Source organism: Neobacillus drentensis, assembly GCF_021560175.1.
Taxonomy (GTDB): domain Bacteria; phylum Bacillota; class Bacilli; order Bacillales; family Cytobacillaceae; genus Neobacillus; species Neobacillus drentensis_A.
On the sequence record NZ_CP091110.1, the window covers coordinates 240,734 to 255,000 of the forward strand.

13 protein-coding genes, 10 tRNA genes and 1 rRNA gene (1 of these 24 cut by a window edge) are annotated in these 14,267 nt (G+C 42.3%); 18 read left to right on the forward strand and 6 right to left on the reverse strand.

The window, feature by feature from the left end; all coding sequences use genetic code 11:
* Window positions 1–26: 26 nt before the first annotated feature.
* The 5 genes from L1999_RS01255 to L1999_RS01275 all read right to left on the reverse strand — a co-directional run bounded on the left by L1999_RS01255 (window position 27) and on the right by L1999_RS01275 (window position 5,229).
* The gene (locus L1999_RS01255; protein WP_235741900.1) at window positions 27–857 is read right to left on the reverse strand and encodes a GNAT family N-acetyltransferase; all 831 of its coding nucleotides are present in this window, start codon (window positions 855–857) and stop codon (window positions 27–29) included.
* 19 nt (window positions 858–876) lie between these two features.
* Complete coding sequence (locus tag L1999_RS01260) at window positions 877–2,358, reverse strand: amino acid permease (RefSeq protein WP_235741901.1); 1,482 nt, start codon at window positions 2,356–2,358, stop codon at window positions 877–879.
* Window positions 2,359–2,380: 22 nt separating this feature from the next.
* On the reverse strand, window positions 2,381–3,514 hold the full coding sequence (locus tag L1999_RS01265; protein ID WP_235741902.1) for an amidohydrolase: 1,134 nt from the start codon (window positions 3,512–3,514) through the stop codon (window positions 2,381–2,383).
* A gap of 14 nt (window positions 3,515–3,528) precedes the next feature.
* Window positions 3,529–4,374, reverse strand: coding sequence for a MurR/RpiR family transcriptional regulator (locus L1999_RS01270; RefSeq protein WP_235741903.1), 846 nt, complete (start codon window positions 4,372–4,374; stop codon window positions 3,529–3,531).
* A 291-nt stretch (window positions 4,375–4,665) separates the two neighbouring features.
* Complete coding sequence (locus tag L1999_RS01275) at window positions 4,666–5,229, reverse strand: rhomboid family intramembrane serine protease (protein ID WP_235741904.1); 564 nt, start codon at window positions 5,227–5,229, stop codon at window positions 4,666–4,668.
* A gap of 251 nt (window positions 5,230–5,480) precedes the next feature.
* On the opposite strand from L1999_RS01275, the gene acpS reads away from it, so the two are divergent.
* The 6 genes from acpS (at window position 5,481) to L1999_RS01305 (ending at window position 11,635) form a co-directional block, all read left to right on the forward strand.
* Complete coding sequence (gene acpS, locus L1999_RS01280; RefSeq protein ID WP_235741905.1) at window positions 5,481–5,828, forward strand: holo-ACP synthase; 348 nt, start codon at window positions 5,481–5,483, stop codon at window positions 5,826–5,828.
* A gap of 201 nt (window positions 5,829–6,029) precedes the next feature.
* Window positions 6,030–7,049: a LolA family protein gene (locus tag L1999_RS01285; protein WP_235741906.1), complete on the forward strand. Its 1,020-nt coding sequence runs from the start codon at window positions 6,030–6,032 to the stop codon at window positions 7,047–7,049.
* A 159-nt stretch (window positions 7,050–7,208) separates the two neighbouring features.
* A complete protein-coding gene (alr, locus tag L1999_RS01290) occupies window positions 7,209–8,396 on the forward strand; it encodes an alanine racemase (RefSeq protein ID WP_235741907.1) in 1,188 nt (395 codons plus the stop codon).
* Window positions 8,397–8,646: 250 nt separating this feature from the next.
* Window positions 8,647–8,928 (forward strand): CopG family ribbon-helix-helix protein, encoded by a 282-nt coding sequence (locus tag L1999_RS01295; protein WP_098531723.1) that lies wholly within the window; start codon window positions 8,647–8,649, stop codon window positions 8,926–8,928.
* A gap of 4 nt (window positions 8,929–8,932) precedes the next feature.
* Entirely contained in the window at window positions 8,933–9,283 is a 351-nt protein-coding gene (gene ndoA / locus L1999_RS01300) for a type II toxin-antitoxin system endoribonuclease NdoA (RefSeq protein ID WP_007083556.1), read from the forward strand.
* A 180-nt stretch (window positions 9,284–9,463) separates the two neighbouring features.
* Window positions 9,464–11,635, forward strand: a complete 2,172-nt coding sequence (locus L1999_RS01305) for a Tex family protein (RefSeq protein ID WP_235741908.1) — start codon at window positions 9,464–9,466, stop codon at window positions 11,633–11,635.
* A 68-nt stretch (window positions 11,636–11,703) separates the two neighbouring features.
* Here L1999_RS01305 and cmpA read toward each other — a convergent pair whose 3' ends face one another.
* Entirely contained in the window at window positions 11,704–11,817 is a 114-nt protein-coding gene (gene cmpA, locus L1999_RS01310) for a cortex morphogenetic protein CmpA (RefSeq protein ID WP_007083554.1), read from the reverse strand.
* A 99-nt stretch (window positions 11,818–11,916) separates the two neighbouring features.
* Here cmpA and L1999_RS01315 point away from each other — a divergent pair, with 99 nt between their 5' ends.
* The 12 genes from L1999_RS01315 to L1999_RS01370 form a co-directional block, all read left to right on the forward strand.
* Entirely contained in the window at window positions 11,917–12,387 is a 471-nt protein-coding gene (locus L1999_RS01315; protein ID WP_235741909.1) for a SprT family protein, read from the forward strand.
* A 121-nt stretch (window positions 12,388–12,508) separates the two neighbouring features.
* Window positions 12,509–12,583 (forward strand) — tRNA-Asn (locus tag L1999_RS01320).
* A gap of 11 nt (window positions 12,584–12,594) precedes the next feature.
* A tRNA-Ser gene (locus L1999_RS01325) sits at window positions 12,595–12,685 on the forward strand.
* A gap of 17 nt (window positions 12,686–12,702) precedes the next feature.
* Window positions 12,703–12,774, forward strand: a tRNA-Glu gene (locus L1999_RS01330).
* Between the two features lie 58 nt (window positions 12,775–12,832).
* Window positions 12,833–12,907 (forward strand) — tRNA-Gln (locus tag L1999_RS01335).
* A gap of 77 nt (window positions 12,908–12,984) precedes the next feature.
* Window positions 12,985–13,060 (forward strand) — tRNA-Lys (locus L1999_RS01340).
* Between the two features lie 14 nt (window positions 13,061–13,074).
* Window positions 13,075–13,159 (forward strand) — tRNA-Leu (locus tag L1999_RS01345).
* Between the two features lie 62 nt (window positions 13,160–13,221).
* Window positions 13,222–13,307 (forward strand) — tRNA-Leu (locus L1999_RS01350).
* A 62-nt stretch (window positions 13,308–13,369) separates the two neighbouring features.
* Window positions 13,370–13,446, forward strand: a tRNA-Arg gene (locus tag L1999_RS01355).
* Between the two features lie 6 nt (window positions 13,447–13,452).
* A tRNA-Pro gene (locus L1999_RS01360) sits at window positions 13,453–13,529 on the forward strand.
* A gap of 17 nt (window positions 13,530–13,546) precedes the next feature.
* Window positions 13,547–13,620 (forward strand) — tRNA-Gly (locus tag L1999_RS01365).
* 101 nt (window positions 13,621–13,721) lie between these two features.
* Window positions 13,722–14,267: ribosomal RNA gene (locus L1999_RS01370) — 16S ribosomal RNA — on the forward strand; it runs 1,005 nt beyond the window's last position.

A 14,267-nucleotide genomic window follows, 5' to 3' on the forward strand; every position in this document is an offset into this window, starting at 1 on the left:
CCAAACGTCTCCTTTAACTCTAAGGGTTACTGTTTAGTGAGAATATAGAAATTCACCGGAATCTCGGGACTGCTTATTTTTTTAAAACCACTGACCTGCCAGCCTTGGGCGAACAGCCCGGAAAAAGCGTGTCTAGTTCTCATTCGCCAATCGCTTGCAAGCTCGATGTCTGTCTCGCGAATCGACCGATAGTTTTTTGGGACAGGAACAAACTGAACTGCATGATTATGTAACTCCTCATTCCTAAAAGGCAATACAACAGGCCATCCTTTATCATTAACATTCCACTGAACAAGCGAGTTCGCCAAGACAAAGTCTTGGTCGAAGGCATTCCCGAAAGTATCCGCAGGTTTTTCACCACCGATACGCCATTCCACAAGAAAGCGGTCTGATGGGAGCCCGCTATTTAAAAAATCCTCCATCTCGCCGTAGCAGTTGGGAAGATAAGTGGAGACCATGCCGCCAAGCTTGCCGATATTTAAATAGCCATTAACGCTTTCAAGTGGATCATACGTCCAGGTGATGAGGGAGTAGCCAAGCTTTAACGCCTCATCGCGCTGAGCAAGTTTTAATTTTTCACCAATCCCTTTATTACGAAACAGTTCATCTGTCCCCAATACATGCGAGCAAAGATAGACAGATTGGCCGTTAAACCCAGGGAAGCTGTATTGAAATCCAATAAGCTCATCACCACTATAGGCACCAAGCACTAAACCGCCGTTTTTGACGGCGGTAATGGTTTGGTGTGTGGGGATGGAGTCAGACTCACCCCAAATTTTACTTTCAAGTCTGCGTACATCTTCTAACTCTGCTGTGCTAGATAGGGAGCGGATTTTGATTTCTTCTTTCGTCATCATTATATCCCTCCAGTAAAAACTATTCGCGGCTGAAATCCGCATCTTGCAATGGAACCAATTTGGTCTTTTTCACAACCTTATAGCCAAAATAAGCGAGTAGGAATAAAGGCAGACCAATATAGGAAACTAATGCACCGTACCAATCGATTTTTGGACCAAAGAAGGCGCCATAGTTTTGTCCGAAGACGGCCACTAAACATAATACAGTCGCTAAAATTGGCCCAAGTGGGAACCATTTTGCCACGTATGGTAAATCTGATAGACTTCTTCCTTGGGCAACATAGGCCTTACGGAAACGGTAATGCGAAATCGAAATTCCTAACCATGATAAAAAGCCTGCTAAACCGGAAGCATTTAATAACCAGCCATATACTGTTCCATCACCGAACAGGGAGGTTAAGAAGCAAAGCATCCCAATCACGGTTGAGACTAACAATGCATTAGTCGGAAGACCTTTTTTACTTACCCTTTTTAAGAAGGCTGGAGCTTTTCCCTCCTTCGCTAGCACCCATAATACACGGGATGCAGCATAGAGGGCCGAGTTACCAGCAGATAGTACCGCTGTAAGGATAACAGTATTCATTAGGGCAGCAGCAAAGGCAAGACCGGCATTTTTAAATACAAGTGTAAATGGACTTACTGCTACATCTTTCACATCTGTGCTTAGTAATAATGGATCTTTATAGCTGACCAAACAGCCGATAACAAAAATCGCTAAAACGTAGAATAACAGTATTCTCCAGAAAATCTGTTTAATCGCTTTTGGCATGTTCTTTTCAGGGTTTTCACTTTCACCGGCAGCAACCCCGACAAGCTCTGTTCCTTGGAACGAGAAACCTACAATCATAAACACACCTAAGATGGAAAGGAATCCGCCTTTAAATGGAGCCTCGCCTTTTGTAAAGTTGTCAAATCCGCCAGTATGACCTTTCATGATGCCAAAAATCATTAATAAGCCCAGTACGATAAAAATAATAATCGTAGTCACTTTAATGATGGCAAACCAGAATTCAGATTCACCATATCCTTTTACAGATAAAATGTTTAATCCAAATATCAATACGAGGAAGATAGCACTCCAAATGAAACCAGGAACATCTGGAAACCAATATTTCATAATCAGCGAAGAAGCCGATAATTCGAGCGCAACAATAATGGCATTGTTATACCAGTAATTCCAGCCAACCGCAAATCCTAATGCGGGGTCGACAAATCGGTCTGAATACGTACTGAACGATCCGGTAATGGGAATAAATGCTGACATTTCTCCTAAGCTTGTCATAATAAAAAAGACCATAATTCCAGCAATTAAATAGGCAGTAAGCGCTCCGCCAGGACCGGCATCTGCAATGGTAGCCCCACTTGCTAAAAATAATCCAGTACCAATCGTTCCACCTATGGCAATCATGGATAAGTGTCTTGTTTTTAACTTTCTTTCTAATGGTTCTTGTGATTTGTCTTGTTCACTAGCTGTATCTAGTTTATGTGCCGTATTTTCCATAGTAGACTCTCCTAATGATTTTCTAAGTTTCTTGTAAAGCCGTTAACAAGGTTTGTGTTAAAATTTTCGTTCCATATATGAGTGCATCTAGATTAAATTTCATCTCGGGATGATGCAGCCCGGGTGTTAACCCGCAGCCTAAACCAATCATTGTAGCTGCAAGACCGGGATTTTTGGCGGTATAAAAATGAAAGTCCTCAGCGCCTTGGGAGATGCAAACCGGGGCGACTCTTTCTTTGCCGAGAATCTCACCAATCGCCTTTTCGGCCAATTTGATTGCTTTTTCGTTTATCGCTGCGGCGGGAACCAATTCTTCCGTTGCCAATGTAATGACCGCACCTGTTTTTTCAGCGGCTATTTCCATTGCCCGGTAAGTCTGCTTTTCTAGCTCGGACATAACGTCGTTGGCTTGTGCTCTTATATCGAGAGCAAAATGTGCCGTCTCAGGGATTACATTGGTTGCATCACTTTCCGTCGTCAGCTGTGTCATTTTAACGGAGTACGAAACTTCTGTTCGTAAGTCGATTTCTTTCAGCTTTTGGACCAAAAGCGCAGCAGTCTCAATCACATTGATTCCTTCATTTGGCCGGGCTGCATGGGCTTGCCGCCCCTTTATCGTTCCCCGAATTGTTCCAGCTGAGCCATGAATGATGACGGGAGAGGCCTTCCGATATGGGAGCTCACTAACCGGCCGGACATGGGTGCCAAACAACAAACTGACTTTCTCTAATACGCCATCCGCCATCATTTTTAGTGCGCCTTCTCCTTTTTCTTCGGCAGGCTGAAAAATAAACCTTAAAGTATGCTTTGGTTTGAGTCCGCTGGCGGCAAGTGCCAGTGCTGAATAGAGGACCATCGTGCTGTGTCCGTCGTGACCGCAAGAATGATTCGGCTTTACTACACCATTCACTTCTTGAACTAGGGCATCCATATCCGCCCGCAGTGCCAGGACTTGATCGGATGTGCCAGGTATTTCGGCCATTAACCCGTAATGACCACAGTATTTTTTTACCTGGAAGCCGGCAGCTTGCAGTTTTTCTGCAATGTAGCCGGAGGTTTTTTCTTCTTTCCAGCTAGGTTCCGCCAGGCCATGTAGCTCTTGATAGGTGTTGAGTAAATCGTCTTTATGCTGCTCAATAAAGTCTAGCGGATTCAAATATTTTCACCTCTTTATTCATTAAATACATCAAAGGTTGTATAAAGCTGTTCTAGTTTTTGCTGGTATGCCAGTATGCGTGTCTTGTCTTTCTGTTGGATTCCTTCCATCACTAAATCTAATAAACTAATAACGGAAGCGATTGAGTTTGTGCCGGTTTCCGCATTTTCTTCAGTAGTTAAGACAATGTTGGAAAGCCTGCCTGCAGGCGATAGAAGCCGATCGGTTATGGAAATCAAGGTAATTCCATGCTCAACTGCACACTCAGCCATTTTTATCATTTCATTGGAATAACGCGGAAATGAAAACACGACGACAACGGAGTCTTCAGTCAGATTGCTAAACTTTTCGAAAAAGCCATCTGAAGTTGAACATAAATTCACTTGACCTCGAATGGTACTTAACATATATGAAAACCAATAGGCGGCCGCATGAGAAATGCGTTGACCTGCTATTAAGATTTGATCGGCCTTGATTAACACCTCGACGGCTTTCCAAATCTCCTCGATGTTTGCTGAATCCAACAGGTTCCTTAATATATCAACCTGGTTTTCTATCACTTTTGTAAAAACGTGCTTATCGGTAGATTGAGAGGTGTCGGCAGCTGCGGCGGTTTGGTTCTGCGCTAGCATTTGTTGCTGAATATGTTCTTGCATTTGGCTAAACCCTTGAAAACCTAACGCATAGGAAAGACGGATGACGGTGGTTTCGCTCACCGAAGCTTGCTGACCGATTTGAAAAGCTGTTTTAAAAACAGCTGTCTCTATATTTTCAATCAGGTAATTGGCTACCTTCTTTTGTCCTGCCGATAAATTGTTAAATCGGGTTTTAACCAATTGTTTAAAAGGAAGTGGCTCCATCTTATCCACCTTTCCAAAAGAAGGGAATCCTTCACTTTATCTAAATGTTGCAGGTAATTCTTTTTTTATTTTTATACATTAACATAAATAAATATGAATTAAAAGATGATTTGTTAATATTTTGTTGTCTAATCTGTTGGGATATATTGTAAGTAGAGAAAACTTTTTCCTACTGTTGTGGAGGGGGGGAGGAAAATACTTTCCAAAGGTCGCTTTTAAAAAATTTCTATCATGAGAACAAGAAAAAGGGAGCAGACCAGAGTAAATCGGGTTCTCCCTGTTGTGTTGGGGTTATCTCCAAAATCCTAGAATAGCGAGAATGATAATAACTGCAAAAATTAGAACCTTGACGGGGGATTGAAAGGAGACATTTCTTCTTTGGCTGCTGGCCCAAGAAGTAGTGGTCTGGAATGATTCCGCTAGAGCTTTTTTATTAAAGTAGGGGATTGCCCCAATAAGAAATCCACCTAGTAACCCAAACAGATGGGCAACCACATTTATATCTGGCTGCAGGAAGGTCATAATTAAACTAACTGCACATAATACGAGGATAATTTGACTGTTTTGCTTGGACAGAATAGACTTTCTAAAGATAATGATGGCAATATAATAGCCAAATAAGCCGAATATAGCTCCGCTTGACCCAACGTGGGTGTAGGTCAATGGCTCAAACAGTAATGTGGCCACATTGGCAGCTAAACCCGAGAAAAGGTAAATGAATAGAAACCTGCCGCTCCCCAGCATCCGTTCCAAAGTCGGTCCAAATAAGATTAAGGAAAAACTATTAAACAGCATGTGTGAAAAACCACTATGCATAAACGTTGGGGTAATCAGTCTCCAAACTTCCCCTTCCATAATATAAAGATTAACTCCTGAAAAATTTTCAAAGAACCAGTTGTTTGGGAAGATAGGAAGAATGGTTAACAGATATAATACAAAGTGAATCGTTACAATAAGAGAGACCATCGGAAATAAGCGGATAAATTCACGAAAGCTTTCGGTTCTGGTAAAAATGGTTAAAACCTCCTTTCCATTACATCTTTAACCGTTTTTTGGTCTTGTACACTATTATGCTGACAATAAGTTAAATAGAAGGATGATAAACCGTGATTAAAGGAATTGGCATTGATATTATTGAACTGCATAGAATTCGCGAATTGATCAGCAGGCAAAGTAAGCTGGTTGACCGGATCTTAACAGGAAACGAAAAGAAAACGTATGAAGACTTATCTGAGGCTAGAAAAGTGGAGTTTTTAGCAGGAAGGTTTGCGGCAAAAGAGGCTTTTTCCAAAGCATTTGGTACTGGAATTGGAAAGGAACTATCCTTTTTAGATATAGAAATAGAAACAGATCGGTCAGGAAAACCGTTTTTTCGAAAACCAGAGGTTCAGTCGCATTTGTCCATCTCCCATAGTAAAGAATATGCCGTTGCTCAAGTTGTAATAGAAGAATAGATCGAATATTGTGATTGGCTCTCCATCTGGGGGTCCTTATTTTTTCTACAGCTTGCCTCTTTGCAAGAATAATCGCCATGGTTGTCTCATATATTCATAGGGAAATAGGAGAGACAAGGTCAGCTATGGTTTATAAGCCTGATTCCTGCCTTTCTCTTCTTTGATAATCATATGAAAATGAGACAAGAAGGGGCTGAAGGAATGAGGAAAAAGTTTTTACTGCTTATTATAGGACTAATGGTCATATTCGTGCTAGCTGCCTGTGGAACAAAATCACAAGACGATGTGGTAAAGGAGCTAAAGGGTAAGCAGAGTGATTTAACCAGCTATAAAGTGAATGCGAAGATGACACTGAAAATGGGCTCAGATTCGCAAGTTTATAATGTAGAAATCTGGCATAAAGATCCTACATTCTACCGCGTTAATTTAAAAAATGCAGAGAAAGACCAAAGTCAAATGATTCTAAGAAATAAAGAAGGTGTCTTTGTTCTTACACCGGCATTGAATAAAAGCTTCCGTTTTCAAAGTGATTGGCCGCAAAATAGCAGTCAAGCATATTTGTATGAATCCTTAATAAAGGATATTGTGGCGGATAGAGAAGCTAAGTTCTCTTCCACAAAGAACTATTATATCTTTGAAACGAAGACCCGTTATCAAAACAATAGTATGCTTCCATTCCAGGAAATTAAGCTGAATAAAAGCGACTTATCACCTGCTGTCGTCAAAGTAATGGACCCTGATCGGAATGCCCTTGTAACCGTTGAGTTTTCGAAAGTTAAATTTAATGCGAATTTTGACAAGGACGATTTCGATATGAAAAAGAATATGACGCGGGCACAGTTAAATTTACCAGCAATGGCAAGCGGCAAAGAAAAGGATCAAACATTCTCTGTTAAGTATCCAACCTTTGAAATAAAAGGAACCAAGTTAATCGAAGAAAAGACAGTTAAAATGGACGATGGCAAACGGGTTGTCCTTACCTATGACGGCAAAAAATCTTTTACACTTGTTCAAGAAAAGGTAGCCACAAAGGTCGTATCTGCTGTTCCGACTCGTATGGACGGGGATATCGTTGATTTAGGTGCAACCATTGGGGCGTTGTCGGATCATTCGCTTTCATGGTCACAAGGCGGTGTCGATTATATGATCGCATCGAAAAACCTGAAGCGGGATGAGATGGTTGAAATTGCAAAATCGGTTCAAGGTGAATCGGTAAAATAAGATCTTTCCAAAACAGGCCTTGTGCCTGTTTTTTTGGTATGTAAACAAAAAAAGTAGTATGATACTTTTATATGGATGAGCGGGGGATCAACGCTCGAAATAAATGATCACATCCCATTTGGTAGTAAAAAAACTGGAATTTAATTAGGAAGTGGAAAGATGGAAGAGCAAGCTTATTTTTATCGGGATACATGGGCAGAAGTTGACCTGGAGTGTATCGCTGAAAATGTCTCCTCTGTAAGAAAGCACTTACCAGAAAAAGTGGAAATCATGGCAGTGGTAAAAGCGAATGCCTATGGCCATGGTGATGTTCAAGTGGCGAAAACAGCACTTTCAGCGGGGGCGAGCCTTCTTGCGGTAGCTTTTATGGATGAAGCAGTGGCGTTAAGGTATAAAGGTATTCAGGCTCCGATCTTAGTATTAGGCGCATCTCGGCCTGAAGATGTTCAAGTGGCAGCCAAGTATGATATTTCGCTGACTGTTTTTCAGAAAGATTGGCTGCAGAAAGCGCAGCAGCATTTGGCTATTGGCGACAGAGTTTCCTTGCATATTAAAGTGGATACGGGAATGGGCAGAATTGGAGTACGAAGCCGGGATGAATTAGCAAGCGTCGAGCAATTCATTTTGAAAGATGAACGATTTCACTTTGAAGGAATCTTCACTCATTTTGCCACAGCAGATGAACTGGATACTCGTTACTTTCAGCAGCAATTAGCGCAATTTGAGGAAATGCTAAAGGGATTAACAAAACAGCCAAAGTATATTCATACCAGCAATAGTGCAGCAGCCATAAGATTCCCTAATGCCTACTTTAACGCGGTCCGGCTTGGAATTACGATGTATGGACTTACACCATCTCTTGAGATGGAAAAGGAAATACCGTTCCCATTGAAGGAGGCCTTTTCACTGCAAACACGGCTTATCCATGTGAAACAGGTGAATAAAGGAGATAAAGTCAGCTATGGGGCGACTTATGAAAGCAGCGAAGATGAGTGGATTGGCACAATCCCGATTGGTTATGCCGATGGATGGATCCGCAGGCTGCAAGGACAAGAAGTATTAGTCGACGGAAAGCGTTCGCCCATTGTCGGGAGAATTTGCATGGATCAGTGTATGGTACGTCTTCCTGCTCATGTGCCTGTAGGGACACCTGTCACACTGATTGGCCGGCAGGGACAGGAATTCATTTCAATCAATGAAATTGCAGCGAAGCTTGACACCATCAATTATGAGGTTCCCTGTATCATAACCAATCGTGTTCCCCGTCTTTATAAAAAGGGCGGTAAAATTGTCGATATAAAAAATGACCTTCTTGGCAAATTGACAGGCGTAAAGAAAGAAATTTAAACATATTTATGATATTGCGGTAAATTGTGCATAAAAGCATCTTTGATTGGCTTATAATACAGTAGAATTATATTTAGTCTATGAATTGGGCTTGATTAGTGTTATTATAAAATATGGTACAGATATTAAATTTAAAACTCGCTGATGGAAACCCTTGAAGGGCCCGACAGAAGTGCGCTTAAATTTAAGCATCAGAATGAAATTCTGGTTAGATAAAAATGGTGTGTAGTGATGGTGGAGGTGTATGTTTGTGTCTGAAACTGGCGCAACTACGGAAATCTTAGTAAAGTTACCGCAACATCTTTTAACTGAGTTAGATGGTTTCGTTAAGCAAGAAAATGTGAACCGCAGTGAGTTTATTTACCAAGCAACCAAAATGTATTTACGCGAACGGAAAAAGAGACAAATTCGCGAGTCGATGAGACGTGGATACATGGAAATGGCTAAGATCAATCTTAGAATTGCATCAGAAGCATTTTTGGCGGAATATGAGGCAGAACACACAGTTGAACGTCTTGTAAGCGGAGGATAATCCTTTGATTGTCAAGCGTGGTGACGTTTATTTTGCGGACCTATCCCCAGTTGTTGGTTCTGAACAAGGCGGCGTCCGACCTGTACTTGTCATCCAAAACGACATCGGGAATCGGTTTAGTCCCACAGTGATTGTTGCAGCGATTACAGCTCAAATTCAAAAAGCAAAGCTTCCTACTCATGTCGAGATTGATGCGAAGCGCTACGGATTTGAACGTGACTCGGTCATTCTGCTAGAGCAAATTCGTACAATTGATAAGCAGCGGTTAACCGATAAAATCACCCATCTCGATGACGAAATGATGGAGAAAGTGGATGAAGCCCTACAGGTAAGTTTAGGTCTCATCGAATTTTAGTTTTAAAGTACGCTCTTTTAAAAGAGCGTTTTTTCATACATAACCTGCCTCTTAAATTTTCTGCCCGCGAGCAAGCTAATCCTAGCTTGCTTTTCTTTTTGCAAAGGAATAGAGGCCTTTAATGAAACCATGACCCGAATTTGATACAATAAAATGAATAAAGGATGGAGGATTATTTCAATGAACGATACAGTTGTAAAAGATGAGCAACTCTTGGGAAAAATAGCTGCAGAGCTGACGATCTCCTTTAAACAAGTAAAAAGTGTTATTTCATTGCTTAACGAAGGAAACACAGTTCCTTTTATTGCTCGTTACAGAAAAGAAATGACTGGCGCCCTTGATGAGGTACAAATCCGGTCAATCTTAGAACGCTGGCAGTACATTCAAAACCTGGAGCAAAGAAAAGAAGAAGTCCTCCGAATTATTGAAGAACAAGGGAAGTTAACCGTTGAATTAAGTAAAGCTATTACGAAGGCTGAAAAGCTGCAAGAGGTAGAAGATTTATATAGGCCATATAAACAGAAAAGAAGAACGAAAGCAACGGTAGCTAAAGAAAAAGGGCTTGAACCATTTGCGGAGTGGCTAATGACTTTCCCAAAAGACCCCGTTGAGCAAAAAGCAAAAGAGTTCCTATCAGAGGAAAAACAAGTGGCTACGATTGAAGAAGCCATTGCAGGTGCGAAGGATATTATCGCAGAAATGGTATCTGATGATGCCGAAGGGCGTAAATGGATTCGTAAAGAAACATTTAAATCTGGTACAGTTGGATCAGTGGTGAAAGATGCAGAAAAAGACGAAAAAAATGTCTATGAAATGTATTATGAATATGAGGAACCTGTCAATAAGATTGTTCCCCACCGGATTCTTGCCTTAAATCGCGGTGAAAAAGAAGACATCTTACGTGTTTCCATTAAGATGAATGCAGACCTGATCATGACCTATTTATCAAGAAAATGGGTGGGTGTTCAGTATTCGCCAGCCGCTCCGCTAGTGCAAGAAGCGCTGGAAGATGGATATAAAAGGTTGATCCAGCCTTCAATTGAACGGGAAATCCGTGCGGAGTTAACGGAAAAGGCGGAAGAGCAAGCCATACATATCTTTTCGGAAAACCTTCGAAATCTACTGCTGCAGCCGCCTCTAAAAGGCAAAGTGGTCATCGGTGTAGATCCAGCCTATCGGACAGGATGTAAATTAGCGGTAGTCGATGAAACAGGAAAGGTCTTAAAAATTGATGTCATTTATCCACATCCCCCTGTTTCGAAAACAAAAGAAGCGCGTGAAAAGTTTATAAACATTCTTCGGGAATATAAAGTAGAGATGGCCGCCATTGGCAACGGAACGGCTTCCAGGGAGACAGAACAGTTTGTCGCTGATATTTTAAAAGAGATGGAGGAAGAAATCTTTTATCTCATCGTAAACGAGGCCGGTGCCAGTGTTTATTCGGCTTCAGATGTTGCCAGAGAAGAGTTTCCGAATTTCCAGGTGGAAGAAAGAAGTGCTGTTTCGATTGCACGCCGCCTGCAGGATCCTCTAGCTGAATTGGTGAAAATTGATCCAAAATCAGTTGGGGTTGGTCAGTACCAGCATGACGTTTCCCAAAAGCGTCTATCCGAATCCCTGCACTTTGTGGTAGAAACCGCCGTTAACCAGGTTGGGGTGAATGTGAATACTGCTTCTTCTTCGCTGCTTCAATATGTGGCGGGGTTAAATAAAACCGCTGCCAATAATATTGTCAAAAAGCGCGAAGAAGAAGGTAAGTTTACAAGTAGAGTGCAATTAAAAAAGGTACCACGATTAGGGGCGAAAACCTACGAGCAGGCCATTGGCTTCTTGCGTGTAATAGACGGTAAACAACCACTTGATCGTACTGGAATCCATCCTGAAAACTATGATGAGGTTAAAAAATTGTTAACTAGTTTAGGTTTCTCAGCGAAGGACTTAGGTACAGAAGAGTTAAAGACGGCACTCGGCGGACTCGATTTAAAATCCGTTTCTGAAGAATTATCCATTGGTGAATTAACCTTAAAGGATATAATTGATGCATTGGTCAAACCAGAACGAGATCCGCGTGATGATTTACCTCGTCCGCTGCTGAAAAAGGATGTCTTAAAACTAGAAGACCTTAAAGCGGGAATGGAGCTCCAAGGTACAGTTCGGAATGTTGTAGACTTTGGCGCGTTTGTTGATATCGGTGTCAAACAGGATGGGCTTGTTCATATTTCTAAGCTCAGCAATCGTTTCGTCAAACATCCTTTGGACATTGTTTCAGTAGGCGATGTGGTAACGGTTTGGGTGGACTCTGTTGATATGAAAAAGGGCCGTGTTGCTTTAACTATGCTGCCGCCATCTTAAGATAGGGAAAGCGCCTTTGGTTCCACAGGCTCGGGGACTAGAGGCGCCGTAACTAGTAAACACTGCTTTTAGGAGCAGTGTTTTTTTCTGTAAAAAAACCAGCACTGGTTTAGCAGCTTAATCTGATAGCGGTCCTTCTCATAGAAAGCCCTTTTCATTTGGTTTTGCAACCAAGTTGGCATAGTGTAAAACCTCCCGAAAAGTACATCATTCAATAAAGGTATATACAATATATGCTATAATAGGTTGTCATGTTCGCTTGAAAGTGGGGAACTGTAAAAATGGAACAGCGGGAACTACAACTATTAGTAGAAAAGATATCTCTTGAATTCTTTGGTAAGCCGTTTAAACATACGGCCCTGTTTAATCAAAGGTTACGATCTACTGGAGGAAGATATCTTTTAGGGACGCATCATATCGAAATTAATAAAAAGTATTTAGAACAGCTGGGAGAAAGAGAGTTAATTGGTATCATTAAGCATGAGTTATGCCATTATCACCTTCATCTGGAGGGTAGAGGCTATCAGCACAAAGACTCTGAATTTAAGTCTTTATTAAAGAAGGTAGGCGCCCCTCGTTTCTGCAATCAGCTGCCTGAAAGTAGTGTTAGACGTACTGCGAAAAAAGTTCTTATTTATCAATGTACAAACTGTAAGACAACCTATCATAGAAAAAGAAGTATTAACACTTCTAGGTATGTGTGCGGAAAATGTAGAGGGAAATTATCAAAAGTTGAGGAAATCCAATTATAATTCTTCGGAAATCTGGTTATAATTTTTATGTAAAAATAATGTTGACTTTATTACAACAGGTATTTATAATGTAAAGAGTCGATAGGGCAAATGCCTTGTTGAGAAGATAAATATTGATTATTCCGCAGTAGCTCAGTGGTAGAGCTATCGGCTGTTAACCGATCGGTCGTAGGTTCGAGTCCTACCTGCGGAGCCATTTTATTTAATGGGGAAGTACTCAAGAGGCTGAAGAGGCGCCCCTGCTAAGGGTGTAGGTCGGGTGACCGGCGCGAGGGTTCAAATCCCTCCTTCTCCGCCATTTTCATTATTAATTTCGGCCCCTTGGTCAAGCGGTTAAGACACCTCCCTTTCACGGAGGTAACACGGGTTCGAGTCCCGTAGGGGTCATCAGGGGCGGGGAGTGACTTTGTTTCATTTCCTGTTTCTTAAAATTTTAAAACCTTATTGGGCTATAGCCAAGCGGTAAGGCATCGCACTTTGACTGCGACATGCGTTGGTTCGAATCCAGCTAGCCCAGCCATTTGTGATTTTTTATCTTGTAAGTTCTTATGAGTATCTGACCTAACACGAATCAGTTGTAGGAACTCACCTTAGAATGAGCCATTAGCTCAGTTGGTAGAGCATCTGACTTTTAATCAGAGGGTCGAAGGTTCGAGTCCTTCATGGCTCACCATTCGATTATCATATGCGGGTGTGGCGGAATTGGCAGACGCACCAGACTTAGGATCTGGCGCCGCAAGGCGTGGGGGTTCGACTCCCTTCACCCGCACCAAAAATTTCCTCTTGTAACAGATGAAGATAGATGTTATGATTGATTCTGTCGCTAAATTATATGCGGTCGTGGCGGAATGGCAGACGCGCTAGGTTGAGGGCCTAGTGGGGGCAACCCCGTGGAGGTTCAAGTCCTCTCGGCCGCACCAAAAAAAGATTTGTTGACAAACCTTAATGGTTTTGATATACTTTAAAAGTTGCGTTATCAAATGCGCCCGTAGCTCAATTGGATAGAGCGTCTGACTACGGATCAGAAGGTTATGGGTTCGACTCCTTTCGGGCGCGCCATATATACGGGAAGTAGCTCAGCTTGGTAGAGCACTTGGTTTGGGACCAAGGGGTCGCAGGTTCGAATCCTGTCTTCCCGACCATTTAACATTTATATTATGCGGGTGTAGTTTACTGGTAAAACCTCAGCCTTCCAAGCTGATGTAGTGGGTTCGATTCCCATCACCCGCTCCAAATTGTTCTTTGAAAACTAAACAAACAAAAACGTCAACAAACAAATAATATTAGTTTCTACTATGAAACTAAGCCAACGTAACAAAATGAGCTAATCAACTTTCATGGAGAGTTTGATCCTGGCTCAGGACGAACGCTGGCGGCGTGCCTAATACATGCAAGTCGAGCGAATCAATAGGAGCTTGCTCCTGTTGGTTAGCGGCGGACGGGTGAGTAACACGTGGGCAACCTGCCTGTAAGACTGGGATAACACCGGGAAACCGGTGCTAATACCGGATAATCCTTTTCCTTTCATGAGGAAAAGCTGAAAGTCGGTTTCGGCTGACACTTACAGATGGGCCCGCGGCGCATTAGCTAGTTGGTGAGGTAACGGCTCACCAAGGCGACGATGCGTAGCCGACCTGAGAGGGTGATCGGCCACACTGGGACTGAGACACGGCCCAGACTCCTACGGGAGGCAGCAGTAGGGAATCTTCCACAATGGACGAAAGTCTGATGGAGCAACGCCGCGTGAGCGATGAAGGCCTTCGGGTCGTAAAGCTCTGTTGTTAGGGAAGAACAAGTACCGGAGTAACTGCCGGTACCTTGACGGTACCTAACCAGAAAGCCACGGCTAACTACGTGCCAGCAGCCGCGGTAATACGTAG

Bases quoted from the DNA above. Each gene is read 5' to 3' on its own strand.
- cmpA (WP_007083554.1), bottom strand. From the start codon at position 11,817: ATGCCAACTTGGTTGCAAAACCAAATGAAAAGGGCTTTCTATGAGAAG.
- L1999_RS01305 (WP_235741908.1), top strand. From the start codon at position 9,464: ATGAACGATACAGTTGTAAAAGATGAGCAACTCTTGGGAAAAATAGCT.
- L1999_RS01285 (WP_235741906.1), top strand. From the start codon at position 6,030: ATGAGGAAAAAGTTTTTACTGCTTATTATAGGACTAATGGTCATATTC.
- L1999_RS01275 (WP_235741904.1), bottom strand. From the start codon at position 5,229: ATGGAAGGGGAAGTTTGGAGACTGATTACCCCAACGTTTATGCATAGT.
- alr (WP_235741907.1), top strand. From the start codon at position 7,209: ATGGAAGAGCAAGCTTATTTTTATCGGGATACATGGGCAGAAGTTGAC.
- L1999_RS01315 (WP_235741909.1), top strand. From the start codon at position 11,917: ATGGAACAGCGGGAACTACAACTATTAGTAGAAAAGATATCTCTTGAA.
- L1999_RS01270 (WP_235741903.1), bottom strand. From the start codon at position 4,374: ATGGAGCCACTTCCTTTTAAACAATTGGTTAAAACCCGATTTAACAAT.
- L1999_RS01255 (WP_235741900.1), bottom strand. From the start codon at position 857: ATGATGACGAAAGAAGAAATCAAAATCCGCTCCCTATCTAGCACAGCA.
- L1999_RS01260 (WP_235741901.1), bottom strand. From the start codon at position 2,358: ATGGAAAATACGGCACATAAACTAGATACAGCTAGTGAACAAGACAAA.